Origin of the sequence: Inquilinus sp. YAF38 (assembly GCF_052113205.1) — a bacterium.
Taxonomy (GTDB): Bacteria; Pseudomonadota; Alphaproteobacteria; order DSM-16000; family Inquilinaceae; genus Inquilinus.
This window is the reverse complement of sequence record NZ_JBFRCU010000055.1, coordinates 1-25268: the sequence shown is the minus strand read 5'-3', so window position 1 is coordinate 25268 and position 25268 is coordinate 1. Positions and strand designations below refer to the sequence as shown.

Here is a 25268-nt window from a genome sequence, read left to right as displayed (position 1 = left end):
TGGGTACGACTGCCGCTCAGACGAAGGTCTTGGCGTAGTTCGTGATGAAGGCGGCCAGCTTCTCCTCGTTCCCCGGCGAGATCTGCTTCTCGGTCCGGATGCCTTCGAGGATGGCCTTGCCGTCGTCGCGCAGCGCGTCGAGCAGGCCCTTCTCGAAATCCGAGATCCGGTTGACCGGGACGGTGTCGAGATGGCCGCGGACGCCGGCGAAGATCGACGCCACCTGCTCCTCGACCGGCAGCGGGCTGAACTGCGGCTGCTTCAGAAGCTCGGTCAGGCGCGCGCCGCGGGCCAGCAGCTTCTGGGTCGAGGCGTCGAGGTCCGACGCGAACTGGGCGAAGGACTCCATCTCGCGGTACTGCGCGAGCTCGAGCTTGATGCGGCCGGCGACCTGCTTCATCGCCTTGATCTGGGCGGCGGAGCCGACGCGGCTGACCGACAGGCCGACATTTACCGCCGGGCGGACGCCCTTATAGAACAGGCCGGTCTCGAGGAAGATCTGGCCGTCGGTGATCGAGATCACGTTGGTCGGGATATAGGCCGAGACGTCGCCGGCCTGGGTCTCGATGATCGGCAGCGCGGTCAGCGAGCCGTTGCCGTGCTCGTCGTTCATCTTGGCCGCGCGCTCCAGCAGGCGGCTGTGCAGGTAGAACACGTCGCCCGGATAGGCCTCGCGGCCCGGCGGGCGGCGCAGCAGCAGCGACATCTGGCGGTAGGCCACGGCCTGCTTGGACAGATCGTCATAGATGATCAGCCCGTGCATGCCGTTGTCGCGGAAGAACTCGCCCATCGCGGCGCCGGTGTAGGGCGCCAGGAACTGCAGCGGCGCCGGCTCGGACGCGGTGGCGGCGACGACGATGGTGTATTCCAGCGCGCCGTATTCTTCGAGCGTCTTGACGATCTGGGCGACCGTCGAGCGCTTCTGGCCGATCGCGACGTAGATGCAGTAGAGCTTCTGGCTCTCGTCGCCGGACTTGTTGATCTCGCGCTGGTTCAGGATGGCGTCGATGGCCACCGCGGTCTTGCCGGTCTGGCGGTCGCCGATGATCAGCTCGCGCTGGCCGCGGCCGACCGGGGTCAGCGCGTCGATCGACTTCAAGCCGGTCTGCATCGGCTCGTGCACCGACTTGCGCGGGATGATGCCCGGGGCCTTGACCTCGACGCGGCTCAGCTTGGCGTCGGTGATCGGACCCTTGCCGTCGATCGGGTTGCCCAGCCCGTCGACCACGCGGCCCAGCAGGCCGCGGCCGACCGGAACCTCGACGATGGCGCCGGTGCGCTTGACCGTGTCGCCTTCCTTGATGTCGCGGTCCTCGCCGAAGATCACGATACCGACATTGTCGGTCTCGAGGTTCAGCGCCATGCCCTTGATGCCGCCCGGGAACTCGACCATCTCGCCCGCCTGGACGTTGTCGAGGCCGTAGACGCGGGCGACGCCGTCACCGACCGACAGCACCTGGCCGACCTCGGCAACGTCGGCCTCGGTCCCGAAATTGGCGATCTGGTCCTTGATGATCGCAGAGATTTCGGCGGCACGGATGTCCATCAGACGGTTCCCTTCATCGCGAGCTGCAGCTTGGCCAGTTTCGTGCGCAGGGAGCTGTCGACCATGCGCGAGCCGACTTTGACGATCATCCCGCCGAGCAGCGCGGGATCGATTTTGACATTGACCTGGACCTTGGCGCCCATGGCCTTCTTGAGCTGGTCGACCAGCGCCTCGGTCTGGCCGTCGGTCAGCGCCGAGGCGGCGGTGACATCGGCCGTGACCTCGCCGCGGCGGCGGGCCAGCTCGGCCAGGAAGGCGTCGATCATGGCGTCGAGGGCGAACAGGCGGCGGTTGCGCGCCACCAGGGCGATGAAGCGGCGCACCAGGTCGGACACGCCCGCCCGCTCCAGCACCGCGGCCATCGCCTTGCCCTGCGCGTCGCGCGACAAGAGCGGGCTGCGGACCAGACGGCGCAGATCCTCGCTTTCGGCCAGGGCGGTCTTCAGGCCGCGCAGGTCGTCCGCGGTCTGGTCGAGCGCCTTGCCCTCGTCGGCGAGTGCGTAGAGCGCCGTCGCGTAGCTGGATGCGAGGCCGGAAATCCCTGAGCCTGTGGCTGCCACCGATCGTCCCTCGATCGTTGTTGTCGATCGTGGCAGGAGGCCACGACCACCGAAAGTTCGGGGGGCTCTATCGCACAACAGAGGGCTGTCCGAGGCCCACCCCTTACGCTCGGCGCGCCGTCATCTAACATAGCGGTAGGGGGGGCGCAACCGGCATGGCGGCGGGTTTTTCATGGCGCGGCGCCGGATGTAGACTGGCGCGAGCGATTCGCATCCTCCGGAGGCCACAATGCCGCACGACCATCTGCCCGGCTCCGGCCATGATCATGCGGCGCATGATCACGGGCCGGGCCATGCCCACCATCACGGCATGCCGGAGGGGGCGGATGGCGAGCGGCGCCTGCTGATCGCGCTGGCCATCACCGCCGGCTTCATGCTGGTCGAGGCGGCGGGCGGCTGGTTCGCCAATTCCCTGGCCCTGCTGGCCGATGCCGGCCACATGCTGACCGACGCCGCGGCGCTGGCGCTGGCCTGGCTGGCGGCGCGGATGGCGCGGCGGCCGCGCGACGCCCGGCGCAGCTACGGCTATGGCAGGGTGCAGGTGCTGGCCGCCTTCGCCAACGGCATCGTGCTGCTGGCGGTGGTCGTCGCCATCGTGGTCGAGGCTGCCGGCCGGCTGGCCGAGCCGGCGGCGGTCGAGGGCGGGCTGATGATCGGCGTCGCTGCGGCCGGGCTGGTGGCCAATGTGGTGGCGTTCCGGGTGCTGCAGGGCGGCGATCGCCGCAATCTGAACCTGCGCGGCGCGGCGTTGCATGTGATGGGCGACTTGCTCGGCTCGGTCGGCGCGCTCGCCGCCGGCGCTGTGATCCTGCTGACCGGCTGGACCCCGATCGACCCGATCCTGTCGGTGCTGGTGTCGCTGCTGGTGCTGCGCAGCGCCTGGGCGATCCTGCGCGAATCCGGCCATGTGCTGGTCGAAGGGTCGCCGGGCGGGATCGACGAGGCGGCGCTGAGCGCGGCGATCCTCGCCGAGGTGCCGGCGGTGATCGATATCCATCACGTCCATGCCTGGACCCTGACGCCGGATCGGCCGCTGGTGACGCTGCACGCCCGGCTGCGCGAGGGCGCCGATTCCGACCAGGCGATCGGCGCGGTGACCCGCCTGCTGCGCGACCGCTTCGGTGTCGGTCACGCCACGGTCCAGGCCGAATTCGAGGTCTGCGCCGACGCCGACAGCGCCCCGCGACATTAAGCGAAACCTGTCGCGACGGAAAAACGCAATCGACAGTTCACCTTTTTGCCGGGAAGCGGTAATTATTCGACATAATACCTGTGCATTTGATGTCGCCCATGGCCCGGCTGTCCGGGGCTGCGGGCCCGGAAAGGTGATGATGGGCCATAATGGAGCTCTAGCCCGTGACGCGGACCCGATGTCCATCTGCCGCAACGTGACGGTTGCGGGGCGGCGCACCAGCGTCCGCATGGAGGTCGTGTTCTGGGACGGGCTGATGGAGATCTGCGCGCGCGAGCAGATCGGGCTGAACGAGATCTGTACCCGGATCGACGCCGCCCGCAAGGGCAGCGGCCTGACCGGGGCGCTGCGGGTCTTCGTCCTGTGCTATTTCCGCGAGCTGACGCGCCGGCCGGCAGCGGTGCAGCCGCCGGTCCACGCCTCGGTCCAGACCCCGCCGGCGCTGCTGATCGCCGCGCTGGAAGGCGTGATCGGGGCGCGGGCGTAAAACGCGGGCCGGGTCCGCCGCGGCGAACCCGGCATCGTCACCGAGCCTCAGACGAGGCCGTCCCAGTTCAGTCGCTCCACCGCGGCCACCGGCCGCAGCCGGTGCCGTTCGGCGGCGGCGGCCAGCTTGTGCGAAACCGGCCGGCCGGTCGCACTGTCGCGCAGCTCGGCGCCATGGATGCCGCCGATCACGAACAGCCCGTCGATCCCGGCCGCGGCCGCGCCGGCCATGTCGGTGTGGAAGCTGTCACCGACCGCCAGCACCCGCGCCGGGTCGGGCCGGCCGAGCAGCTCGAAGCAGCGGCGATAGACCGGCGGGTGCGGCTTGCCGTGATAGAACACCGGGCCGCCCAGCGTCTCGTAATGCTGCGCCAGGGCACCGGCGCAGATCTGCATCCGGCCGCCGACGATGACGACGATGTCAGGGTTGGCGCAGATCATCGGCAGGCGGCGCGCCGCCGCGGCCTCCAGCAGCGGGGCATGGTCCTCGACCCGCTCCTCCGGGTCGTCGATGCCGGTGTTCAGCACGAAGTCGGCATCGGCCAGGCCGTCGACCCGGACGACGTCGTCGACGCCCTCATAGACGTCGGCGTCGCGGTCAGGGCCGAGATGCAGGAAGCGCTCGCCCAGCGCCTGGTGGAAGTCGTCGTCGCGTTCCGCCAGCGCCAGATGCGCCGCCTCGCCCGAGGACAGGATCGCATCCCAGCAATCCTCAGGCACGCCGATCTGGGCCAAGCGCTGCACCACCGACCCGACCCGCCGCGGCGCGTTCGACAGCAGGCACACCTGCTTGCCGTCGGCACGCAGCCGCTGCAGGCAGTCGATCACGCCGGGATAGGGCGTGACGCCGTCATGCACCACGCCCCACAGGTCGACGATGAAGGCGTCGTAGCGGTCGCGGATCGCGGCGATGCCGTCGAGGATCGGAATGCTGTCGGTCATCGAGTCTGTTCGTCCCATTCCGATCAGGGGCGGTGCCACCGCGCCGCCCGGGGCTTACGCCGTATGCAGATCCTCGCCCTGGCCCTTCAGCCGCGCCGCCAGCGAGGCTTCCAGGAACTGGTCGATGTCGCCGTCCAGCACGGCCGAGGAGGCGCTGGTCTCCACGCCGGTGCGCAGGTCCTTCACCATCTGGTAGGGCTGCAGCACGTAGCTGCGGATCTGGTGGCCCCAGCCGATGTCGGTCTTCTCGGCGTTCAGCGCGTCGGCCTGGGCCTCGCGGATCTTCAGCTCGCGCTCGTAGAGGCGGGCCCGCAGCATGTCCATTGCCATGGCCCGGTTGCGGTGCTGCGACCGGTCGTTCTGGCAGGCGACGATGACGCCGGTCGGCATATGGGTGATGCGAATTGCCGAATCCGTCTTGTTGACGTGCTGGCCTCCGGCGCCCGAGGCCCGGTAGGTGTCGACCTTCAAATCCTTGTCCAGGATCGTGATCTCGATCGTATCATCGACCACGGGCGACACCGCGACCGAGGAGAAGCTGGTGTGCCGCCGCGCCGCGCTGTCGAACGGGCTGATCCGCACCAGGCGATGCACGCCCGATTCGGTCTTCAGCCAGCCATAGGCGTTGTGGCCCTTGATCAGCACCGTGGCCGACTTGATCCCGGCCTCTTCGCCCGGGCTCTCTTCAAGCCACTCGACCTTGAAGCCGTGCTTCTCGGCCCAGCGCATATACATGCGCAGCAGCATCAGGCCCCAGTCCTGGGCCTCGGTGCCGCCGGCGCCGGCATTGACCTCGAGATAGGCGTCGTTGCCGTCGGCCTCGCCGGCCAGCAGGCTCTCCAGCTGCTTCTTCGCCACCCGCTCGGCCAGCTTGCCCAGCTGGGCCTCGGCGTCGGCCAGCACCTCGGCGTCATTCTCGGCCTCGGCCAGCTCGATCAACCCGACGGTGTCGTCGAGCTCGCCGGCCAGCGCCTTGTAGCCGCCGATGGCGTCATCCAGATGGGTGCGCTCGCGCAGCAGGGTCTGCGCCTTCTCCGGGCTGTCCCAGAGCTTGGGATCCTCGGCGAGAGCGTTCAGCTCGTCCAGTCGTCTGAGTGCGTTGTCCCAGTCAAAGAGACCTCCTCAGCAGCGCGAGCGACTGCTTGATCTCTTGGGCCTTGGCTTCGGTCTCGGCGCGCATCGGTGCGCTCCTCTCGAATTCGGTCCGGTCACGGGATCGCGGGCCGCGGGGCGGCCTGCGATGCGAACCGGGGATGTAGGACGGATCGGCGGTCAGGTAAAGGCCGCGGGCGGGAAAACTCGCCCGCGGCCTGGACCTCAAGCCTTCCGCGGCCTCAGCTGGCTGACGTCGCGCACGGCGCCGCGGGCGGCGCTGGTGGTCAGCGCGGCGTAGGCCAGCAGTGCCTGCGAGACTTTTCGCGCGCGCGGCGCGGAAGGCTGCCAGCCGCCGTCGGCCCGGGCGTTCATCGCCGCCCGGCGATGGGCCAGAACCTCGTCGGAGACGGCGAGGTGGATCTTGCGGGACGGTATGTCGATCTCGATGGTGTCGCCCTCCTCGACCAAGGCGATGGCGCCGCCCTCCGCCGCCTCGGGCGAGACATGGCCGATCGACAGGCCGGAGGAGCCGCCGGAGAAGCGGCCGTCGGTGACCAGGGCGCAGACCTTGCCCAGGCTCTTCGACTTCAGATAGCTGGTCGGGTACAGCATCTCCTGCATGCCGGGGCCGCCCTTCGGGCCCTCGTAGCGGATCAGCACGATGTCGCCGGGCTTGACGGTGTCGCCCAGGATGGCCTCCACCGCCGCGTCCTGGCTCTCGAAGATCCGGGCGGGGCCGGAGAAGGTCAGGATGCTGGCATCGACGCCTGCGGTCTTCACCACGCAGCCATCCTCGGCGATGTTGCCGTACAGCACCGCCAGGCCGCCATCGGGGCTGAAGGCGTGCTCCAGGTTGCGGATGACCCCGCGCTTGCGGTCGGCGTCGACGCTGGGGTAGCGCGCGTCCTGGCTGAAGGCGACCTGGGTCGGGATCCCGCCCGGCGCCGCTGCGTAGAAGCGGTGCACGGACTCGCTGTCGGTGCGCTTGATGTCCCACTGGTCCAGCGCCGCCGACAGGCTCTCGGCATGGACCACGCGGGTGTCGCGGTTCAACAGGTTGGCGCGATCCAGCTCGCCCAGGATGGCCATGATGCCGCCGGCGCGGTGGACGTCCTCCATATGCACGGTCGACAGCGCCGGCGCGACCTTGCACAGCACCGGCACGCGGCGCGACAGCCGGTCGATGTCGGCCATGGTGAAGTCGACCCCGCCCTCCTGCGCCGCGGCCAGCAGGTGCAGCACGGTGTTGGTCGACCCGCCCATGGCGATGTCGAGCGTCATCGCGTTCTCGAAGGCGGCGAAGTTGGCGATGGCGCGCGGCAGCACTGATTCGTCGTCCTGCTCGTAGTGGCGCTTCGCCAGGTCGACGATCAGGTGCCCGGCCTCGACGAACAGGCGCCGGCGGTCGGCATGGGTGGCCAGGGTCGAGCCATTGCCCGGCAGGGCCAGGCCCAGCGCCTCGGTCAGGCAGTTCATCGAATTGGCGGTGAACATGCCGGAGCAGGAGCCGCAGGTCGGGCAGGCCGACCGTTCGATCACCTTCACGTCCTCGTCGCTGATCCGGCTGTCCGCCGCGGCGACCATGGCGTCGATCAGGTCCAGCGCCTTGGTCTCGCCGCCGACCTTGATCTTGCCGGCCTCCATCGGCCCGCCGGACACGAACACCACCGGGATGTTCAGCCGCATCGCGGCCATCAGCATGCCGGGCGTGATCTTGTCGCAGTTCGAGATGCAGACCATGGCGTCGGCGCAATGCGCGTTGACCATGTACTCGACGCTGTCGGCGATGATCTCGCGCGACGGCAGGCTGTACAGCATGCCGTCATGGCCCATGGCGATGCCGTCGTCGACGGCGATGGTGTTGAATTCCTTGGCGACGCCGCCCGCGGCCTCGATCTCCCGCGCCACCAGCTGGCCGAGGTCCTTGAGGTGGACATGGCCGGGCACGAACTGGGTGAAGGAGTTGACGACGGCGATGATCGGCTTGCCGAAATCCGCATCCGTCATGCCGGTCGCGCGCCAGAGCCCGCGGGCTCCGGCCATGTTGCGGCCGTGGGTGGTGGTGCGGGAACGATAGGCTGGCATGGGTCGGGTCCGTGCTGCTCGGGTCACTTTCGGTCGGATAGGATGGCCGCGATGGTCAGAAAAGAACCGCGGCATCCGTCGGAAACACCCAGAAAGAACGCCATTCCCGCCCGCGGCGCAAGGGTGGCCGACGCAACGCTCCCGCGCGCGGAGTGCCCCTAGCGGCTCGCTGCCGCGTCCCCGGGCTCCGGCGCCGGGTCATCGGCGGCGTAGGCCGGGGTGGCCAGGCGCAGGCAGCTGACCACCGTGGCGGCGGTCGCCAGCCCGGCCGCGGTAAGCAGTGCCGCCTGGGCGCCATGGTCCGGAAAATGCGCGAACAGCAGTGCCACCAGCGCCGCGCCTGTGGCCTGGCCCAGCAGGCGGGCGGTGCCCAGCATGCCGCTGGCGGCGCCGCTGCGGCTGCGCGGGGCCGACCCGATCATCACCCGGTTGTTGGGCGCCTGGAACAGGCCGAAGCCGGCGCCGCACAGCGCCATGCGCCAGACGATGCCGAAGGGGGAGGGATCCGCCGGCAGGGTCGCCATCAGCACCAGGCCGATGGCGAGCAGGGCGAGGCCGATGCCGCCCAGCAGGCCGGGCGGGTGCCGGTCGGACAGGCGGCCGGCGATGGGCGCGGTGATCGCGACGGCCAGCGGCCAGGGGATCATCAGCAGGCCGACCTGGGCCGGCGAGAAGCCGGAACCGGTCTGCAGCAGGAAGGGCAGCGTCACGAAGGCGGCCATCTGCGCCGCGAAGGAGCTGATCGAGGTGACGACCGACAGCCCGACAACCGGAATGCGCAGCAGGTCCAGCGGCACCAGCGGCGTCGCCCGGCCCAGCTGCCGCCGCACCAGCCAGATCGCGGCGACGAGGCACAAGCCAAACTGCAATGCGATCAGCGGCCAGTCGAGCGCATGGGCGATGCTGTCGATGCCGGTGATCAGCAGGCCGAAGGTGGCGGCGGACAAGAGTGCGCTCGGCAGGTCGAAGCGGCGGTCGGCCAGGTCGCTTTCCGGCAGGTTGCGGCTGCCGATGATCAGGGCGGCGACGCCGAGCGGCAGGTTGATCGCGAACAGCCACGGCCAGGAGGTGAACGACAGCAGGGCGCCGGCAAAGCTGGGCCCGATGGTCGAGGCGCCGGCCGCGATCATGGCGTTGACGCCCAGCACATGGCCCAGCCGGGCGCGCGGGAAGATGTAGCGGATCAGCGCGGTGTTGACGCTCATGATCCCGGCGGCGCCGAAGCCCTGGGCGACGCGCGACAGGGTCAGGGTCAGCAGCGAATCCGACAGGGCGCAGGCGACCGAGGCGACGGTGAACAGGGCCAGGCCGCCGAGATAGACCCGGCGGTAGCCGTAGATCTCGCCCAGCCCGGCGAGGGGCAGCAGCGAGACCACCACCGCCAGCTGGTAGGCGTTGACGATCCAGATCGACATCGACGGGCTGGCCTGGAACTCGGCCGCGATCGTCGGCAGCGCCACATTGGCGACGGAGCCGTCGAGCACGGCGAGCATGATGCCGAGCACGACGGTGGCGAAGGCCCATCTGCGGCGGGGCAGGGGCAGGCCGTCGGGAAGGGACACGGGACTGACCTCGCTCTTCGCGGCGGGCACCCCTCGGTGCCGCCGCCCATGGCATGATCCTGGAACCAGCCGTTGCGAATAGCTATGGCGTTTTAGCTATAACAGAATAGCAAAATGATCGAACCGAGCCAGATCTCTCCGACCGAGCGGGACCAGCTCGGCGCTTTCCGGCTGCAGCTGATGGCGCTGCTGCGCCGGCTGCGGCGCGAATCCGACGGCGGCGACATCCCGTTGTCGCAGCTGATGCTGCTGGCCGCGCTGCTGCGCCTGGGCGGCACGGCCAGCCCGACCGAGCTCGCCACGGTCGAGGGCCTGCGCTCGTCCAATGCCGCGGCGCTGCTGCGCGAGCTGGAGAAGGACGGGCTGGTGCGGCGCGAGGCCGATGCCGGCGACCGGCGCCGGCTGCATGTGGTGATCACCGATGCCGGCACCCAGGCGGTGCTGGAAAACCGCAGCCGGCGCGAAGCCTGGCTGGCCCAGGCCGTGGCCGGTTGCCTGACTGCGGAGGAACGGGCCCAGTTGATCGCCGCCGGCGCCCTGCTGCAGCGCTTGGCGGAGTATCAGGAGGCGGCCGATCCTGGCAACTGATCGCGGTGTGGGACAGACCGGGCAAACCGGCCGCGAAAATGGTCAAGGAAGTGTTCGGTCCACTGTTGTTGTCGGCCCAGCAGCCTTGAACCTGCCTCTTGCTGGAAATACGAATTTTGCGTATTTTCATCAAAATATGCTGAGGATGCCATGCGCGAAGTTCCAGCCACGGAGTTCACCCGCAATTTCGGTCTTTACCGCGAGGTCGCGCAGCGTGAGCCTGTGGCCGTCACCAGCCACGGCCGGCCGACGGGGTATTTCATTTCCGCGGTCGAGTATGAGGAGATGCAGCGCCTCAAGGCCCTCGCCCGCCGGCCGCGCGCCATCACCGACCTGACCGAGGCGGAAATCGAAGCTGTCTCCGCGAGCCGGATGGGACCGGAGCACGATCGCCTCGATGCGCTGCTCGAGGACGAGTGACCGCTGAGGCATGGCGCTCCCCGATCCGCAGCCCGGCTCGGTCATTTCCTATTCTTATCTTTGGTATCATGAGCATCGCGCGAACCGCGAGGAAGGTCTCAAGTCCCGGCCATGCGTGATCGTGCTTGCGATCGACCAGCAGGATGACGGCGGAACGCTGGTGCGGGTCGTTCCCGTGACGCACAGCCCACCGGCCAATCCCGACGTTGCCATTGAACTGCCCCAGCGGGTAAAGCAGCATCTCGGCCTCGATGCGGGCCGTTCTTGGATCGTCGTCGACGAGGTCAACGACTTCGTCTGGCCGGGATATGATCTGCGCCCGATTCCGGGGACGCGGCATCGGATTGCCTACGGGTTTCTGCCGCCGCGTCTGTTCACGAGCATCGTGACGCGGGCCCGCGACCTGTGGCGCCAGGGGCGTGGCAAGGCGGCCGCACCAGACTGAGCGCGCCGATCGTCAGTGTGACGGCGGCCGACCCCTACTCCGCCGCCTCGACCAGCGGGGCGGGGATGTAGTTCAGGATCGGCCCCAGCCAGCGCTCGACCTCGGCGATCGGCATGCCCTTGCGGCGGGCATAGTCCTCGACCTGGTCGCGCTCGACCTTGGCGACACCGAAATAATAGGAGTCCGGATGCGCCAGGTAGAGGCCGGAGACCGATGAGCCCGGCCACATGGCGTAGCTCTCGGTCAGGCGCACGCCGATCCGCTTCTCGGCGTCCAGCAGCCGGAACAGGGTGACCTTCTCGGTGTGGTCCGGCTGGGCCGGATAGCCCGGGGCGGGGCGGATGCCGCGATAGGGCTCGCCGACCAGCTCGTCGGGCGCGAAGGCCTCGTCCGGCGCATAGCCCCAGAACTCGCGGCGCACGCGCTGGTGCATGGCCTCGGCGAAGGCCTCGGCGAAGCGGTCGGCCAGCGCCTTCACCAGGATCGAGGAATAGTCGTCATTGGCCCGGGCGAAGCGGTTGGCGATCGCCTCCTCCTCGATCCCGGCGGTGACGACGAAGCCGCCGACATAATCGGCCTTGCCGCTGTCCACGGGCGCCACGAAGTCGGACATCGCCACCCGCGGCCGGCCGTCGCGCTTCGACAGCTGCTGCCGCAGGGTGAAGAAGGTCGCCAGCTCCTGCCGCCGCGCCTCGTCGGTGAACAGGCGGATGTCGTCGCCCACCGTGCCGGCCGGCCAGAAGCCGATCACCGCCTGCGGCTTGAACCAGCGCTCCTCGATGATGCGGGCCAGCATCGCCTGGGCGTCCTGGAACAGCTGCCGGGCGGCCTCGCCCTGCTTCTCGTCCTGCAGGATCGCCGGGTAGCGGCCCTTCAGCTCCCAGGTCTGGAAGAACGGCGTCCAGTCGATGTAGCGCGCCAGCGTCGCCAGGTCCCAGTCCTCGAACACCCTTGTGCCCAGGAAGGACGGCTTCGGCGGCTGGTAGCCGGCCCAGTCGATGGCGAAGGGCGTCGCGCGGGCGGCCGCCAGCGGCAGGCGCTGCTTCTCCGCCTCCGCCCTGGCATGGCTGTCGGCGACCTTGCGGTACTCCTCGCGCACGCCCTCGACATAGCCGCGCTTCGCCTCGGGCGACAGCAGGTTGGAGACCACGCCGACGGCGCGGCTGGCGTCGTTGACATAGACAGTCTGGCCGCGGGCGTAGCGCGGGTGGATCTTCACCGCCGTATGCACCCGGCTGGTGGTGGCGCCGCCGATCAGCAGCGGGATGTCGAAGCCGTCGCGCTCCATCTCCGCCGCCACATGCACCATCTCGTCCAGCGACGGGGTGATCAGCCCGGACAGGCCGATGATGTCGACCTTCTCGGCCTTCGCCGTCTCCAGGATCTTGGTCGCCGGCACCATGACGCCGAGATCGATGATCTCGTAGTTGTTGCAGGCCAGCACGACGCCGACGATGTTCTTGCCGATGTCGTGCACGTCGCCCTTGACGGTCGCCATCAGGATCTTGCCGGCGCTCTGCCGCCCGCCGGCGCCGCCATTGGCGATCTTCTCGGCCTCCATATAGGGCAGCAGATGGGCCACCGCCTGCTTCATCACGCGGGCCGACTTCACCACCTGGGGCAGGAACATCTTGCCGGCGCCGAACAGGTCGCCGACCACGTTCATGCCGGCCATCAGCGGGCCTTCGATCACATGCAGCGGCCGGGCGGCCTCCAGCCGCGCCTCCTCGACATCGGCGTCGATGAACTCGGTGATGCCGTTGACCAGCGCATGCTCCAGCCGCTTGCCGACCGGCCGCTCGCGCCAGGTCAGGTCGCGCTCCTTGGCCTCGCGGCCGGCGGCGCCCTTGAAGCGCTCGGCCAGGGTCAGCAGCCGCTCGGTGGCGTCGTCGCGGCGGTTGAGGACCACGTCCTCGCAGGCCTCGCGCAGCTCCGGCTCGATCGATTCATAGACCGCCAGCTGCCCGGCGTTGACGATGCCCATGTCCATGCCGACCTGGATGGCGTGGTACAGGAACACCGCGTGCATCGCCTCGCGCACCGGCTCGTTGCCGCGGAACGAGAAGGACAGGTTGGAGACGCCGCCAGAGATATGCGCGTGCGGCAGGGTCTGCCGGATCTGCCGGGTGGCCTCGATGAAGGCGACGCCGTAGCCGTTGTGCTCCTCGATGCCGGTCGCGACCGCGAAGACGTTGGGATCGAAGACGATGTCCTCGGGCGGGAAGCCGGCCTGTTCGGTCAGCAGCTTGTAGGCCCGGGTGCAGATCGCGACCTTGCGCTCCAGCGTGTCGGCCTGTCCGGCCTCGTCGAAGGCCATCACCACCACGGCGGCGCCGTAGGAGCGCACCAGCCGGGCGTGATGCAGGAAGGCCTCCTCGCCCTCCTTCATCGAGATCGAATTGACCAGGGGCTTGCCCTGGACGCATTTCAGCCCGGCCTCGATGATCGAGAATTTCGAGCTGTCGATCATCACCGGCACGCGGGCGATGTCGGGCTCGGCCGCGATCAGGTTCAGGAACTCGACCATGGCCCGCTCGGAATCGATCAGGCCCTCGTCCATGTTGATGTCGAGGATCTGGGCGCCGTTGGCCACCTGGTCGCGCGCCACCTCCAGCGCCGCGGCGTAGTCGCCGGCGGTGATCAGCTTGCGGAAGCGGGCCGAGCCGGTGACGTTGGTGCGCTCGCCGACATTCACGAAGGGGATGTCGGTGGTCAGCGTGAACGGCTCCAGCCCCGACAGCCGCATCAGCGGCGCGATCGTGGGCACCTGGCGCGGCGGCAGGTCCGCCACCGCATCGGCGATGGCGCGGATGTGGTCGGGGGTCGACCCGCAGCAGCCGCCGACGATGTTGACCAGCCCTTCCTCGGCGAAGCCGCGGATCTGCGCGGCCATCGCCTCGGGCGTCTCGTCATACTGGCCGAACTCGTTCGGCAGGCCGGCATTCGGATAAGCGCAGACGAAGGTGTCGGCGGCCTCGGCGATCTCGGCCAGATGCGCCCGCATGGCATTGGCGCCCAGCGCGCAGTTCAGGCCGATGGTGAAGGGCCGGGCGTGCCGCACCGAATTCCAGAAGGCGGTTGGCGTCTGGCCCGACAGGGTGCGGCCCGACAGGTCGGTGATGGTGCCGGAGATCATCACCGGCAGGTGCACGCCCTTCTCGGCGAAGACCAGCTCGGTGCCGAAGATCGCCGCCTTGGCGTTCAGCGTGTCGAAGATGGTTTCGATCAGGATGATCTCGGCGCCGCCGTCGATCAGGCCGCGCACCTGCTCGGCATAGGCGTCGCGCAGCCGGTCGAATGTGACGGCGCGGTAGCCCGGATTGTTGACGTCCGGCGAGATCGAGGCGGTGCGGTTGGTCGGCCCCAGCGCGCCGGCGACGAAGCGGCGGCGGCCGTCCATCGCCCGGGCCTTGGCGGCGGCCCGGCGGGCCAGCCGCGCGCCCTCGCGGTTCAGGTCGTAGACCACCGCCTCCATGCCGTAATCGGCCTGGGCGATCGAGGTCGAGGAGAAGGTGTTGGTCTCGATGATGTCGGCGCCGGCGATGGCATAGCCGAAATGGATCGCCTCGATCGCGTCCGGCTGGGTCAGGATCAGCAGGTCGTTGTTGCCCTGCAGGTGGCAGTCGCAGCCGACGAAATGGGTGCCGCGGAAATGCTCCTCGCCAAAGCCAAGGCCCTGGATCTGGGTGCCCATGGCGCCGTCCAGGATCAGCACGCGCTCGCGCGCCGCTGCGGTCAACGCGGCCAGAACCTCGGTGCCGTCGACCGGCTCCAGGGGGATGTCCAGGGTAGACGTGGTCATGGCGAGCAGCCGGTGGTTCCGGATCGGGGCCGTATGTAATGACATAAAGATATCTTTATATCAACATCCGATGTCGCCAAATGAGCGACGGATGTCGCCAGGAGAGCGACGGGCTCTCTCTTCCCGACCAGGCCTTTGCGAGGCCCATCCCCGCGTCATTGCGAGGAGGCGGAGCCGACGAAGCAATCCAGGGGGTCGTTGCGAGCGGCCCTGGATTGCTTCGCTGCGCTCGCAATGACGGTTGTGGATTGCGGCCTTACTTGCTCTCCGCAGTCGGCTCCAGCCCGGTCGCGGCGATGGCCGGGGCGGCGGCGGGGGAGGCCAGGAAGTCGAGCAGCTTCTTCGCCGCCGCCGGGTCGTGCGAGCCCGTGACGATGCCGGCGGAATACGGCGTCACCTGCTGCAGCTCCGGCGGCAGCGGGCCGACCAGGTCGATGCCCTCGACCGCCTTCAGCTCGGCGATCTGCTGGAAGCCTAGTTCCGCCTCCCCCTTGGCCACGATCTCGCCGACCGGCGTGGCCGGGATCCGGCGGGCCTTGCCGGCCATCTGCTCGGCGATGCCCAGGCGCTGGAACATCTTGGTCGAGATATAGACGCCGCTGGCGCTGTCGGAATAGGCGATCGATCTGGCGGCCAGCAGCGCCTGCTTCACTGCCTCGGCCGAGCCGATGTCCGGCTTCGGCGCGCCGGCTTTCACCGCGACGCCGATGCTGGAGCGGGCGAGGACGACCTTGCTGTCGGGCAGCACCTTGCCCTGCTTGATCAGGTCGTCGAGGGCGGTGCCGACCATGATCACGACATCCAGCTTCTCGCCGCGGGCCAGCCGGGCCGGCACCGCGTTCGGCGTGTCGCCCATCGACGGGCCCCAGGCGATCTTGAGCGTGTCGCCGCTGGCGCGCTCGTACTCCGGTGCCAAGGCGCGGTAGGCGGCGGCGAAACCGCCGGAGCTGACGACCTGCAACTCGGCCGCGGCGACGGGCTGGACCAGCAGCAGCAGGCCGGCGGCAGCAACGGCGGCGAAGCGGGAAACGATCGACGGCAGCGTCATGGGGAAGTCCTCGGCTGAATTCGGATCGGGCCCGATCGTCGCCCAACACAGCGCGACCCGTGCCCGCTGGTGCGGTAGTCCAGCCATGCCCGGACACCGTGCCGCAGCCGGCTTGCCTGGCCGAGACTTATGTCCGACGTAGTTCCCATGCGCGCTGCCGTCGCGGCGCGCTCGGAGTTTTCTGATGAGCCTGGCCCACGATCCCGATTTCCTGCGCCTCCTGGCCGGCAGCCACGCCCGGCTCACCGGTGCGCCGCTGCTGCCGGAGGATATGGCCGACGGCGACCCTGCCGCGCAGGCGCGCTGGCTGTACGAATCGGCGCCGTTCTGCGTGCTGGCGCACAACACCGACACCGATCCCCGCTTCGTCTACGCCAACCAGGCCGCCCAGGCCCGGTTCGAATATGGCTGGGACGAGTTCACGACGCTGCCCTCCCGTCTCTCCGCCGAGGCGCCGGACCGGGCCGAGCGGCAGCGCCTGCTGGAGGCCGTCGCCCGCGACGGCTTCATCGGCGACTATCGCGGCCTGCGCATCGCCAAATCCGGCCGCCGCTTCTGGATCGAGAACGCGGTCGTCTGGCAGCTGATCGACGATGCCGGCACCCTGCGCGGCCAGGCGGCGACGTTCCGGGACTGGCGGGAAGAATAGGGTCCTCATCCGCCCTGCCGCGTCCCGATCTGCTGCCAGTGCCCGGGGTTGACCACCAGCCGGCCGGACTCTTCAAAGCGCAAAGTCAGCGGATAGCGCCCCGGCACCATGAAGTCGGTGGCCGAGACCGGCGTCAGCTCGGTCTTCTCCTCGCGGCCGATGGCGAAGGCGTCGCGCGCGCCGGTCGCCTGGGCGAACAGTCGGTCGCCCTCGGCCGTGACCTTCAGCGTCACGAAGGGGCTGAACACGTAGTCGCCGGCCAGTGCCGCCAGCTTGTCGGCGGCCAACACCGGCTTGCCGGCCGGCGTCGCCGGCTTCGGCTGGTCGGGCACCGAGGCCAGGATCGCGTCCCACATCACCTCGCCGCCGATCACGCCGAGATCGACCGTCGGCAGCATCGCCGCCTGGTCCGCCAGCTCGCCGGTCGACACGGCGTACAGCACGTCGCCGTCGAACTCGGTGGCGAAGGGCTGCAGCGCCCGGCCCATCGAGCTGTGCACCTGGATCGCCAGGCGCTGCAGCTCCGCCGGCTTCAGCTTCTGGTTGGTGACGACCAGGCTGACCGTGGTGTTGCGCGCCGGGGCGTCGGCGTTCGGTGCGCCGGTCCAGCCCGGCTTGCGGCTGGCCGGATAGCCCGCCAGCAGCGCTGCCGAGGTCAGATCCTTCGGCCAGCCCTCATCGCCATAGCAGGCCGCGACCTTGCCGTCGCGCGTCGTCACCACGCCGAGCGCATTGACCACGACGAAGGCGGCGACCTTGACCTCGCCGAGCTGGCGGAAGGCCCCGCCCTGGCCGGAGAAGGCGTTGCAGCCGAACAGCGATCCGGTGACCGCCAGCCGGCCGGCGCCCTGGGCGCCCAGCGGGAACACGCCGGGCTTGGCGGCGCGGAAGGCCGCCTGGGCCAGCCGCTTGTCCGGCACGATCTCGTTCAGCCGGCGGCCGCCGAGATCGTAGATGATGGCGCCAACCGACAAGGCGATGTTGTCCCAATGGCCGCCGCGAACCCCGTCCTCCTTCAGCGCCGAGGCCACGGCGGTGGTGGCCTCGAGCCCATACCAGGAGCCGCCTGCGAACACCACGGCGTCCAGCTCCGGCGCGTCATAGCCCAGGCGCAGATAGTCGGTGTTGACCGTGCCGGGCCCGCCGCCGCGGACATCGACTGCGCCCAGGGACCGCCGGTCGAAATGGAACACGGTGACGCCGGTCGGCCCCTCCTCGTACTCGCCGGTGCCGACCTGGATCGCCGGCCAGTCGAATTGCAGCAGCTTGTCGCCGGCGTTCAGCACCGGGGCCGAGGCTTCATCCGCCAGGGCCGGCGGAACGACCGCCAAGCCCATGGCCGCCAAGCCGCATCGCAGGAAAGCCATCCACCCCTGTCGCATCGCCCCTCCGCAGCTCGCTAGGACTTTCGGCCCAGCCTAGCCTCGGTGGGACGGCGGCGACAGCGTTGTCTGCCGCCGGCGGGCGGCAGGCTGGTTCCGGCTCAGGCCTTCTTGTTCCGCAGGGCCTCGGCCTGGGCGTAGAACTTCTTCTCCCACTCCTTGTGCGCGTCCTGCCCCTCGCGGATGAAGGGGGTGAAGACGGCCAGGTTCAGGAGCAGCCAGTTCACCAGCCGCGCCGGGAAGCGCAGCGGCTTGACGAAATCGATGAACAGCACCACCCGGGTCTTCTCGGTGTGGTTCCAGGCCTCGTGCTCATAGGCGTCGTCGAACACCAGGGCCTTGCCTTCCTCCCAATGGCAGATCTGCTTGTCGACCCGGATCGCCAGCTTCTCGCGCGGTTCCGGCACCAGCAGGGGCAGGTGCAGCCGCAGCACGCCATTATAGGGGCCGCGATGCGCCGCCAGGTGCTTGCCCGGCTCGAAGATCGAGAACATCGCCGTCTTCAGCCCCGGGATCTTCTGGACGATGCGCCAAGTCTCCGGGCACTGGGCGATGTTCCTCTCCGAGCTGACGCCGTAGCCGGCCAGGAAGAACGTCTTCCAGTGGTTGTCCTTGCTGATGGTCTTCACGTCGGACGAGATGTCGTGGAAGCTTGGCAGCTCGTGCTGGCGCAGCAGCACGTGGTCCAGCTCGGCCCGGATCAGCGGCCATTCCCGCTCGATCTCGGCGACCCACGGAAAGACGGCGGTGTCGTAGACCGGCGGGTTGCCGACCTTGGTGTATCTGAGGTTGAGCCGCTCGGCCCAGGTGACCAGCCGCATGAAGAAGCGCGTCACCGCGCTCGGCCGCTCCAGGGTCGCGTCGATGCCTTCGGTGACCAGCACCTGCTTCGGGTTGATTGGACCCGGATGCGTCGCGGTGCCTTGGTGTCCGACGCTTGCGTTCACGGTCTCACACTCCGACTGTGCTCTCGCTTCCGACCAGGGGCAGCGACGTGTCTCGTCGCTGCGCCGAGGGGATTATATCGCAGAAAACGGCGGTTGGGGTGGTGGTCCGCCACAGGATTCCTTCCCCTACACCAATGATGGGGCGGTTGCCATCGCTCCATCTGCGAATCATTCCTAGCCGGATTTGTGACAAGGTCAAGACACTGCGGGGGTGGCGCGACATTGGGCCCGGGACTGACGTCCGCCCCCAGCCGCGCTATTGTGGCCAGCGTAACCCGCCGGAGCCCGCCCATGCCGTCGCTCGCGCATCTGCTGCCCTTCTTCGTCGCCACGGTGCTGATCGCGATCATCCCCGGGCCGGCGATCCTCTACACCGTGGCGCAAACCCTGGCGCGCGGCCGGGCGGCGGGGTTCCGCGCCGCCACCGGCATCGCGGTCGGCGACCTGGTCCATGTCGCCGCCGCCGCGGCCGGCCTGTCGGCGGTGTTCCGCTGGTCGCCGACGCTGTTCCTGGTGGTGAAGATCTTCGGCGCCGCCTATCTGGTCTGGCTCGGCATCCGCATGGTGCGCAGCCGTTCGTCCGGCGACGCTCTGCCGCAGGTGGCGGAGAAGACGGCGCGCCGCGCCTTCGCCGAAAGCGTGACGGTCGAGCTCTTGAACCCGAAGACGGCGTTGTTCTTCATCGCCTTCCTGCCCCAGTTCGTCGACCCCGCCGCCGTCCTGCCGGTCTGGGCCCAGTTCCTGGTGCTGGGGATGATCGTCAACGCCGTGTTCTTCGCGGCCGATGTCGTCACCCTGCTGTGCATCGACCGGGCGATGGCCCGGTTGCGCCGCAGCGAACGCGTGGCACGCTGGCTGCGCCTGGCCAGCGGCTCGGCCCTGGTCGGCCTCGGCGCGCATATGGCGCTCAGCCGGAACTGAGCACACACGAAACAATCATGCGCGCCGCGTGACCGCGGCCGGGACCGCCCCTATACTCGCCTCCGTGACAGGAGGAATGCCATGACCGCCTTCGACAAGCGGAATCCCGCCGATTGGGAGGCGCTGGCCCGCAAGGAGCTGCGCGACCGCCCGCTGGAGACGCTGTCCTTCGAGACGGCCGAGGGCGTCGCGGTCAGGCCGCTCTACACCGCGGCGGATGTGCCGGAGGGCGCGGGGGGGGAGCTACCGGGCTTCGCCCCGTTCACCCGCGGCGTGCGCGGCACGATGTATGCCGGCCGGCCCTGGACCGTCCGGCAATACGCCGGCTTCTCCACCGCCGAGGCGTCGAACGCCTTCTACCGCGCCAACCTGGCGGCCGGGCAGCAGGGCGTTTCGGTCGCCTTCGACCTTGCCACCCATCGCGGCTATGACAGCGACCATCCGCGCGTGGTCGGTGATGTCGGCAAGGCCGGGGTGGCGATCGATTCCGTCGAGGACATGAAGATCCTGTTCGACGGCATCCCGCTCGACCGCATGTCGGTGTCGATGACCATGAACGGCGCGGTACTGCCGGTGCTGGCCGGCTACATCGTGGCCGCGGAGGAGCAGGGGGTGCCGGAGGCCAAGCTGTCGGGCACCATCCAGAACGACATCCTCAAGGAGTTCATGGTCCGGAACACCTATATCTACCCGCCCGGGCCCTCGATGCGGATCGTCGCCGACATCATCGCCTATACGGCGCAGCGGATGCCGAAGTTCAACTCGATCTCGATCTCCGGCTACCACATGCAGGAGGCCGGGGCGACGGCGGTGCAGGAACTGGCCTACACCCTGGCCGACGGGCTGGAATATGTCCGCGCCGCGATCTCCGGCGGGCTCGACGTCGACGCCTTCGCCGGCCGCCTGTCCTTCTTCTTCGCCATCGGCATGGACTTCTTCACCGAGGTGGCGAAGCTGCGCGCCGCCCGTAAGCTCTGGGCCGAGCTGGTCCAGGCCGAGTTCGCGCCGAAGAAGGCCGAGAGCCTGATGCTGCGCACCCATTGCCAGACCTCCGGCGTGTCGCTGACCGAGCAGGACCCCTACAACAACGTTGTCCGCACCACGATCGAGGCGCTGGCCGCGGTGCTGGGCGGCACGCAGAGCCTGCACACCAACAGCTTCGACGAGGCGCTGGGCCTGCCCACGCCCTTCTCCGCCCGCATCGCCCGCAACACCCAGCTGATCATCGCCGAGGAGACCGGGGTGACCCGCACCGTCGACCCGCTCGGCGGCAGCTACTACATCGAGGCGCTGACGGCCGAGCTGGCGGCCAAGGCCCGGCTGCTGATCGACGAGGTCGAGGCCATGGGCGGCATGACCAAGGCGGTCGAAGCCGGCCTGCCGAAGCTGCGGATCGAGGAGAGCGCCACCCGCCGCCAGGCCCGGATCGACCGCGGCGAGCAGGTGATCGTCGGCGTCAACAAATACGTCCCCGAGAAGCCGGACCATGTCGAGGTGCTGGCGATCGACAATTCGGCGGTGCGCGAATCCCAGGTGGCGCGGCTGAAGCAGATCCGCGCCAGCCGCGAAGAGGCCGCCTGCAGGGCGACGCTGGCAGCGCTGACCGAGGCGGCCAGGTCCGGCGAGGGCAACCTGTTGGACCTTGCGGTCAAGGCGACCCGGGCGCGGGCCACGGTCGGCGAGATCTCCGACGCGCTGGAGCAGGTGTTCACCCGCCATCGCGCCGTGACCCGCTCGGTCTCCGGCGTCTATGGCGGCGCCTTCGCCGGCGACGAGGGCTATGCCCGGATCCAGGCCGAGGTCGCGCGGTTCGCCGAGGCCGAGGGTCGGCGGCCGCGCATGCTGGTGGTGAAGATGGGCCAGGACGGCCACGACCGCGGCGCCAAGGTGATCGCCACGGCCTTCGCCGATATCGGCTTCGACGTCGACGTCGGGCCCCTGTTCCAGACGCCGGAGGAGGCGGCGCGCCAGGCGATCGAGAACGACGTCCATGTCGTCGGCGTCTCGTCCCAGGCGGCCGGGCACCTGACCCTGGTGCCGCAGCTGATGGATGCGCTCAAGGCCGAGGGCGCCGGCGAGATCCTGGTGGTGTGCGGCGGCGTGATCCCGCCGCAGGACTACGAGACGCTGCTGGCCGCCGGCGTCAGCGCCGTCTACGGCCCCGGCACCAACATCCCGCAGGCGGCGGCCGAGATCCTGGCCCTGATCGCCAAGGCGCGAGCGGCGGCGGCGTAACCCCCTCACCCTCCCGGCCCAAGCGGGCCGGGCCCCTCCCTCTCCCCGAGGAGAGGGAGAAGAGCGCCGGCTCCTTTCACCTCTCCTTGGGGAGAGGTCGAAATCGCGCAGCGATTTCGGGTGWGGGGGAGACTCCGGCGCATCGCTCGCGCTATCTGGAGACGTCGATGGTGAAGCTGTTCCATTTCAGCGACAACCCGGCGATCGCGCGGTTCGAGCCGCGGCCGGTTGGGGTGCCGTCGGTGCGCCCCACCGGGCGGGAGTGGCTGAACGGCCCGCTGGTCTGGGCGATCGACGACGCCCATCAGATGCTCTACCTCTTCCCGCGGGACTGCCCTCGGATCCTGGCCTGGGCGACGCCGCAAAGCTCGGCGGCCGACCGGGCGCGCTGGCTGGGGCCGGGCGCTCCCCGCGCCGCCGCCTTTGTCGAGACCGCCTGGATCGACCGGCTGCGCGCCGCCGAGATCCACCGCTATGAGCTGCCGGCCGCGACCTTCCGCAGCCTTGAGGATGCCGGGATGTGGGTGTCGGAGGCGCCGGTTATCCCGCTCGGGCGCGTCGCCCTGACCGGACTCGACGGCGAGCTGGCGCGCTGCGGCGTCGACCTCTGCGTGGTCGACTCCCTGGCGCCGCTCGCCGCCCTGTGGGACAGCAGCCTGCATGTCAGCGGCATTCGGCTGCGCTATTCGGCCACTTGGCCACTGGCGTCCCCACAAGGTCCGCGCTAGGATCGTTCCGTCTTTGTTCCGGAGGAGTCGTGGCGAAACGGGCCGGCAGTGCCGATCTGCCCTTGCATCACGGCCGGGTGCCCGCCTGGCTCGGGCAACGCATGTCCCGGCTGGGCGCGGTGATCGCCGAGGCGATCATCCACCATTACGGCCGCGACGAGTTCCTGCGCCGCCTGGCGCACCCCTTCTGGTTCCAGTCCTTCGGCGCCGTGATGGGCATGGACTGGCATTCCTCCGGCATCACCACCAGCGTGATCGGCGCGCTGAAGCGCGGCCTGCAGCCGATGGCGGGCGAGCTCGGCCTGCATGTCTGCGGCGGCCGCGGGTCCCATTCCCGGCAGACCCCGGCGGAGCTGGTGGCGATCGGCCAGCGCGTCGGCTTCGACGGCGCGGCGCTGGCCAGGGCCAGCCGGCTGGTCGCCAAGGTCGACAGCGCCGCGGTGCAGGACGGTTTCGACCTGTACTTGCACGGCTTCATCGTCGCCGATGACGGGCGTTGGGTGGTGGTGCAGCAGGGCATGAACGGCGACAGCCGCCTGGCCCGCCGCTACCACTGGTGCTCCGAGGATCTGAAGAGCTTCGTCGAAGCCCCGCACACGGCGATCGAGGGGCCCGGCCAGGGCGTGATCGTCAACCTGACCGACCGGCGGGCCGCGGCCTCGCGCCGGCGCCAACTGGACCTGTTGCGCGATCTCGGCCCCGACCGGCTGGTCGGCGAGGTCGCGGCGATCGAGGGCCGGGTACCGCCGCCGCCGGAGCAGCCGGCGCTGCCGCATCTGGTGATGCCGGCGCATCACGACGTCCGGCCCAAGGACGTGATCCTGCGCCGGCTGCACGGGGCGCTCAGCGCCGCGGCGGACCGGGCGCCGGAGGATTTCTCCGAGCTGCTGCTGGTGCCGGGCGTCGGCGCCCGCACCGTGCATTCGCTCGCGATGGTGGCCGAGGTGGTGCATGGCGCGCCCTGCCGCTTCGCCGATCCCGGCCGCTTCTCCCTGGCCCATGGCGGCAAGGACCGGCACCCCTATCCGGTGCCGACCCTGGTCTACGACCAGACCATCGCCGTGCTGAAATCCGCCGTCGCCCAGGCCAAGCTGGGCAATGACGAGCGGCTGGACGCGATCCGCCGCCTCGACGACCAGGCCCGGCGGGTCGAGCGCCACGCGACCGGCCCGACCTTGCCGGAGCACATCGCGACCGAGCGCCGGCGATCGCATGAATATGGCGGCCGCAGCGTCTTCGGCTGGGAGCCGCCGCCGGCCGAGGTCTTGGCCGAACTTCCGGGCAATGCCACGAAAATACCTTGATTGCGGCCGGATCGAAGCAACCGGGTCATGCGTTGTGAGGTCTGAGTTGGTGGGCTTGGCCCGGTGGGCCGCCCGGCAGCAGAAGGACAGGACCTGATGATCTCGACTCGCCGCATTCTGGCCGGTGCCTTGGCCGCCGCCGCGGTCACGCTGGCGGTGTCGACCCCAGCCCTCGCCGATGGCTGGAAGCATGGCCATGGCTGGGGACCGCCGTGGCGCCACCACGATGGCTACTACGACCGCGGCTACTACGACCGCCGCCCGGACGTGGTGGTGGTGCAGCCGCGCCCGCGCTACTACTACGAGCGGCCGCGGGTGTACTATGAGCGGCCGCCGGTCTATGTCGAGCGCCCGCCCGTCTATGTCGAACGGCCGCCGGCCTACTACGAGCCGCCGCCGGTCTATGTGGCGCCGAGCCCTGGCATCTCGGTCAACATCCCGCTGCGCTTCGACTGAGGCCCGGCATGCAACAGTCCCTGGCGCGCCTGTCGCTCCTGGCGCTGCTCGCCCTGACCGCCGCCGCCCCGACCCTGCTGCTGCATCCGGCGGCGGCGCTGGCGGACGATGACGATGACGATGGTGGCTGGCGTCACCATCACCGCCACGGCCATTGGCGCGACGGACCGCCGCCTCATTATTACTACCGGCCGCATCGCGACCGGGTGATCGTCTACGACGACCCGCCAGCCTACTACGTTCGGCGCCCGCGGCCGGTCTATGTCGAGCCGCCGCCTCCGGTCTATGTCGCGCCGAGCCCGGGCATCACCATCAACATCCCGCTGCGCTTCGACTGAAGCTCCGGGTTCGTTCAGCCGGCCGTGGTCTCGTGCCGCGGCCGGCTTCTTGCTGCCCGTGCCGTTTCCCGCTTGCATTCGGCCGACAGAGTCGTATCGTGAGATTGCGAATGATTTGCAATCTCTGTTGAGGCCGCAGTCATTCATGAGATCACGGATCGGGCGGGCTGGACGACCTAGCCGCCGCCATCGTGAAAGCCGTCGATCCGTCGACGATCGGGCCGGTCCCTGGCTGGCGTTCCTCCGGCCCGATCCACACTTGCAGCCTCCGGAGCCTCGCTCCGGGGGCTTTTTTGTGTGCCGAGCATGATCGACAGCTTGGAGGTGAAAGTCCTCTACCCAGCCTGATGGCGGTGAAGGGTTAGCGAAGCGCAAGGGCGTCGCCGCGAGGCGGGGTCTGAAGGAAGCGTGGAGCAAAGCCGCGGCCCGATGGACAAGAACCGGATAGAAGGCCTACCCGGCCGGACGAGCGAGCAAATGATCGCGAAGTCCATAGCCATCAAAGGCCGGGGTGGTAGATCCGGCGGGCGTGCGGTG

22 protein-coding genes are annotated in these 25268 nt (G+C 69.3%); 12 read left to right on the top strand and 10 right to left on the bottom strand.

Features of this window, described 5'->3' with window-relative positions; all coding sequences use genetic code 11:
- Window positions 1-16: 16 nt before the first annotated feature.
- Both atpA and AB4Z01_RS22545 read right to left on the bottom strand, forming a co-directional pair.
- A complete protein-coding gene (gene atpA / locus AB4Z01_RS22550) occupies window positions 17-1546 on the bottom strand; it encodes a F0F1 ATP synthase subunit alpha (RefSeq protein WP_441697781.1) in 1530 nt (509 codons plus the stop codon).
- On the bottom strand, window positions 1546-2106 hold the full coding sequence (locus AB4Z01_RS22545; protein ID WP_438605820.1) for a F0F1 ATP synthase subunit delta: 561 nt from the start codon (window positions 2104-2106) through the stop codon (window positions 1546-1548). Before AB4Z01_RS22545 ends, atpA begins: the two co-directional genes overlap by 1 nt.
- Before the next feature lie 229 nt (window positions 2107-2335).
- Here AB4Z01_RS22545 and AB4Z01_RS22540 point away from each other — a divergent pair, with 229 nt between their 5' ends.
- Both AB4Z01_RS22540 and AB4Z01_RS22535 read left to right on the top strand, forming a co-directional pair.
- The gene (locus AB4Z01_RS22540; RefSeq protein WP_441697779.1) at window positions 2336-3298 is read left to right on the top strand and encodes a cation diffusion facilitator family transporter; all 963 of its coding nucleotides are present in this window, start codon (window positions 2336-2338) and stop codon (window positions 3296-3298) included.
- A 178-nt stretch (window positions 3299-3476) separates the two neighbouring features.
- Complete coding sequence (locus AB4Z01_RS22535; protein ID WP_441697777.1) at window positions 3477-3785, top strand: ribbon-helix-helix domain-containing protein; 309 nt, start codon at window positions 3477-3479, stop codon at window positions 3783-3785.
- Window positions 3786-3832: 47 nt separating this feature from the next.
- Here the strand turns inward: AB4Z01_RS22535 and AB4Z01_RS22530 are convergent, their stop codons facing one another.
- The 4 genes from AB4Z01_RS22530 to AB4Z01_RS22515 all read right to left on the bottom strand — a co-directional run bounded on the left by AB4Z01_RS22530 (window position 3833) and on the right by AB4Z01_RS22515 (window position 9468).
- Window positions 3833-4726, bottom strand: coding sequence for a TIGR01459 family HAD-type hydrolase (locus AB4Z01_RS22530; RefSeq protein WP_441697775.1), 894 nt, complete (start codon window positions 4724-4726; stop codon window positions 3833-3835).
- A gap of 54 nt (window positions 4727-4780) precedes the next feature.
- Window positions 4781-5906, bottom strand: a protein-coding gene (gene prfB, locus AB4Z01_RS22525) for a peptide chain release factor 2 (RefSeq protein ID WP_441697773.1) whose coding sequence is annotated in 2 segments (ribosomal slippage) — window positions 4781-5836 and window positions 5838-5906 — 1125 coding nt in all. Because the reading frame shifts where the segments join, the coding sequence is not laid out codon by codon here.
- Window positions 5907-6043: 137 nt separating this feature from the next.
- Complete coding sequence (gene ilvD / locus AB4Z01_RS22520) at window positions 6044-7906, bottom strand: dihydroxy-acid dehydratase (protein ID WP_441697771.1); 1863 nt, start codon at window positions 7904-7906, stop codon at window positions 6044-6046.
- Between the two features lie 158 nt (window positions 7907-8064).
- Window positions 8065-9468: an MFS transporter gene (locus AB4Z01_RS22515; RefSeq protein WP_441697769.1), complete on the bottom strand. Its 1404-nt coding sequence runs from the start codon at window positions 9466-9468 to the stop codon at window positions 8065-8067.
- A 114-nt stretch (window positions 9469-9582) separates the two neighbouring features.
- On the opposite strand from AB4Z01_RS22515, the gene AB4Z01_RS22510 reads away from it, so the two are divergent.
- From AB4Z01_RS22510 to AB4Z01_RS22500, 3 genes are all read left to right on the top strand, one after another.
- Complete coding sequence (locus tag AB4Z01_RS22510) at window positions 9583-10056, top strand: MarR family winged helix-turn-helix transcriptional regulator (RefSeq protein ID WP_441697768.1); 474 nt, start codon at window positions 9583-9585, stop codon at window positions 10054-10056.
- Window positions 10057-10206: 150 nt separating this feature from the next.
- The gene (locus AB4Z01_RS22505) at window positions 10207-10476 is read left to right on the top strand and encodes a type II toxin-antitoxin system prevent-host-death family antitoxin (RefSeq protein ID WP_441697766.1); all 270 of its coding nucleotides are present in this window, start codon (window positions 10207-10209) and stop codon (window positions 10474-10476) included.
- 10 nt (window positions 10477-10486) lie between these two features.
- Entirely contained in the window at window positions 10487-10921 is a 435-nt protein-coding gene (locus tag AB4Z01_RS22500; protein WP_441697765.1) for a hypothetical protein, read from the top strand.
- A 34-nt stretch (window positions 10922-10955) separates the two neighbouring features.
- Here the strand turns inward: AB4Z01_RS22500 and metH are convergent, their stop codons facing one another.
- Window positions 10956-14723, bottom strand: coding sequence for a methionine synthase (metH, locus tag AB4Z01_RS22495; protein ID WP_441697764.1), 3768 nt, complete (start codon window positions 14721-14723; stop codon window positions 10956-10958).
- 256 nt (window positions 14724-14979) lie between these two features.
- Window positions 14980-15771, bottom strand: a complete 792-nt coding sequence (locus AB4Z01_RS22490; protein WP_441697762.1) for a substrate-binding domain-containing protein — start codon at window positions 15769-15771, stop codon at window positions 14980-14982.
- Window positions 15772-15955: 184 nt separating this feature from the next.
- On the opposite strand from AB4Z01_RS22490, the gene AB4Z01_RS22485 reads away from it, so the two are divergent.
- Window positions 15956-16420 (top strand): MEKHLA domain-containing protein, encoded by a 465-nt coding sequence (locus AB4Z01_RS22485; protein ID WP_441697760.1) that lies wholly within the window; start codon window positions 15956-15958, stop codon window positions 16418-16420.
- Window positions 16421-16425: 5 nt separating this feature from the next.
- Here the strand turns inward: AB4Z01_RS22485 and AB4Z01_RS22480 are convergent, their stop codons facing one another.
- Together AB4Z01_RS22480 and AB4Z01_RS22475 are read right to left on the bottom strand one after the other, a co-directional pair.
- The gene (locus AB4Z01_RS22480; protein WP_441697758.1) at window positions 16426-17787 is read right to left on the bottom strand and encodes a P1 family peptidase; all 1362 of its coding nucleotides are present in this window, start codon (window positions 17785-17787) and stop codon (window positions 16426-16428) included.
- Between the two features lie 116 nt (window positions 17788-17903).
- The gene (locus AB4Z01_RS22475) at window positions 17904-18749 is read right to left on the bottom strand and encodes an aspartyl/asparaginyl beta-hydroxylase domain-containing protein (RefSeq protein WP_441697756.1); all 846 of its coding nucleotides are present in this window, start codon (window positions 18747-18749) and stop codon (window positions 17904-17906) included.
- A 291-nt stretch (window positions 18750-19040) separates the two neighbouring features.
- Between AB4Z01_RS22475 and AB4Z01_RS22470 the strand changes: the two genes are divergently transcribed.
- The 6 genes from AB4Z01_RS22470 (at window position 19041) to AB4Z01_RS22445 (ending at window position 24731) form a co-directional block, all read left to right on the top strand.
- The gene (locus AB4Z01_RS22470; RefSeq protein ID WP_441697755.1) at window positions 19041-19670 is read left to right on the top strand and encodes a LysE family translocator; all 630 of its coding nucleotides are present in this window, start codon (window positions 19041-19043) and stop codon (window positions 19668-19670) included.
- An 81-nt stretch (window positions 19671-19751) separates the two neighbouring features.
- Entirely contained in the window at window positions 19752-21905 is a 2154-nt protein-coding gene (gene scpA, locus AB4Z01_RS22465) for a methylmalonyl-CoA mutase (protein WP_441697753.1), read from the top strand.
- Between the two features lie 167 nt (window positions 21906-22072).
- Window positions 22073-22633, top strand: a complete 561-nt coding sequence (locus tag AB4Z01_RS22460; protein ID WP_441697752.1) for a DUF6886 family protein — start codon at window positions 22073-22075, stop codon at window positions 22631-22633.
- Between the two features lie 29 nt (window positions 22634-22662).
- On the top strand, window positions 22663-23937 hold the full coding sequence (locus AB4Z01_RS22455) for a DUF763 domain-containing protein (protein ID WP_441697750.1): 1275 nt from the start codon (window positions 22663-22665) through the stop codon (window positions 23935-23937).
- 96 nt (window positions 23938-24033) lie between these two features.
- Entirely contained in the window at window positions 24034-24393 is a 360-nt protein-coding gene (locus tag AB4Z01_RS22450) for a hypothetical protein (RefSeq protein ID WP_441697749.1), read from the top strand.
- 8 nt (window positions 24394-24401) lie between these two features.
- Window positions 24402-24731: a hypothetical protein gene (locus AB4Z01_RS22445; protein ID WP_441697747.1), complete on the top strand. Its 330-nt coding sequence runs from the start codon at window positions 24402-24404 to the stop codon at window positions 24729-24731.
- Window positions 24732-25268: the final 537 nt, after the last annotated feature.

What these genes read in the sequence shown, in the direction of transcription:
- AB4Z01_RS22500 (WP_441697765.1), top strand. Translation starts at nt 10,487, where the DNA reads ATGGCGCTCCCCGATCCGCAGCCCGGCTCGGTCATTTCCTATTCTTAT.
- AB4Z01_RS22445 (WP_441697747.1), top strand. Translation starts at nt 24,402, where the DNA reads ATGCAACAGTCCCTGGCGCGCCTGTCGCTCCTGGCGCTGCTCGCCCTG.
- AB4Z01_RS22505 (WP_441697766.1), top strand. Translation starts at nt 10,207, where the DNA reads ATGCGCGAAGTTCCAGCCACGGAGTTCACCCGCAATTTCGGTCTTTAC.
- AB4Z01_RS22530 (WP_441697775.1), bottom strand. Translation starts at nt 4,726, where the DNA reads ATGACCGACAGCATTCCGATCCTCGACGGCATCGCCGCGATCCGCGAC.
- AB4Z01_RS22535 (WP_441697777.1), top strand. Translation starts at nt 3,477, where the DNA reads ATGTCCATCTGCCGCAACGTGACGGTTGCGGGGCGGCGCACCAGCGTC.
- AB4Z01_RS22510 (WP_441697768.1), top strand. Translation starts at nt 9,583, where the DNA reads ATGATCGAACCGAGCCAGATCTCTCCGACCGAGCGGGACCAGCTCGGC.
- AB4Z01_RS22450 (WP_441697749.1), top strand. Translation starts at nt 24,034, where the DNA reads ATGATCTCGACTCGCCGCATTCTGGCCGGTGCCTTGGCCGCCGCCGCG.
- AB4Z01_RS22470 (WP_441697755.1), top strand. Translation starts at nt 19,041, where the DNA reads ATGCCGTCGCTCGCGCATCTGCTGCCCTTCTTCGTCGCCACGGTGCTG.
- AB4Z01_RS22460 (WP_441697752.1), top strand. Translation starts at nt 22,073, where the DNA reads ATGGTGAAGCTGTTCCATTTCAGCGACAACCCGGCGATCGCGCGGTTC.
- AB4Z01_RS22490 (WP_441697762.1), bottom strand. Translation starts at nt 15,771, where the DNA reads ATGACGCTGCCGTCGATCGTTTCCCGCTTCGCCGCCGTTGCTGCCGCC.
- AB4Z01_RS22540 (WP_441697779.1), top strand. Translation starts at nt 2,336, where the DNA reads ATGCCGCACGACCATCTGCCCGGCTCCGGCCATGATCATGCGGCGCAT.
- AB4Z01_RS22485 (WP_441697760.1), top strand. Translation starts at nt 15,956, where the DNA reads ATGAGCCTGGCCCACGATCCCGATTTCCTGCGCCTCCTGGCCGGCAGC.
- ilvD (WP_441697771.1), bottom strand. Translation starts at nt 7,906, where the DNA reads ATGCCAGCCTATCGTTCCCGCACCACCACCCACGGCCGCAACATGGCC.
- scpA (WP_441697753.1), top strand. Translation starts at nt 19,752, where the DNA reads ATGACCGCCTTCGACAAGCGGAATCCCGCCGATTGGGAGGCGCTGGCC.
- AB4Z01_RS22480 (WP_441697758.1), bottom strand. Translation starts at nt 17,787, where the DNA reads ATGGCTTTCCTGCGATGCGGCTTGGCGGCCATGGGCTTGGCGGTCGTT.
- metH (WP_441697764.1), bottom strand. Translation starts at nt 14,723, where the DNA reads ATGACCACGTCTACCCTGGACATCCCCCTGGAGCCGGTCGACGGCACC.
- atpA (WP_441697781.1), bottom strand. Translation starts at nt 1,546, where the DNA reads ATGGACATCCGTGCCGCCGAAATCTCTGCGATCATCAAGGACCAGATC.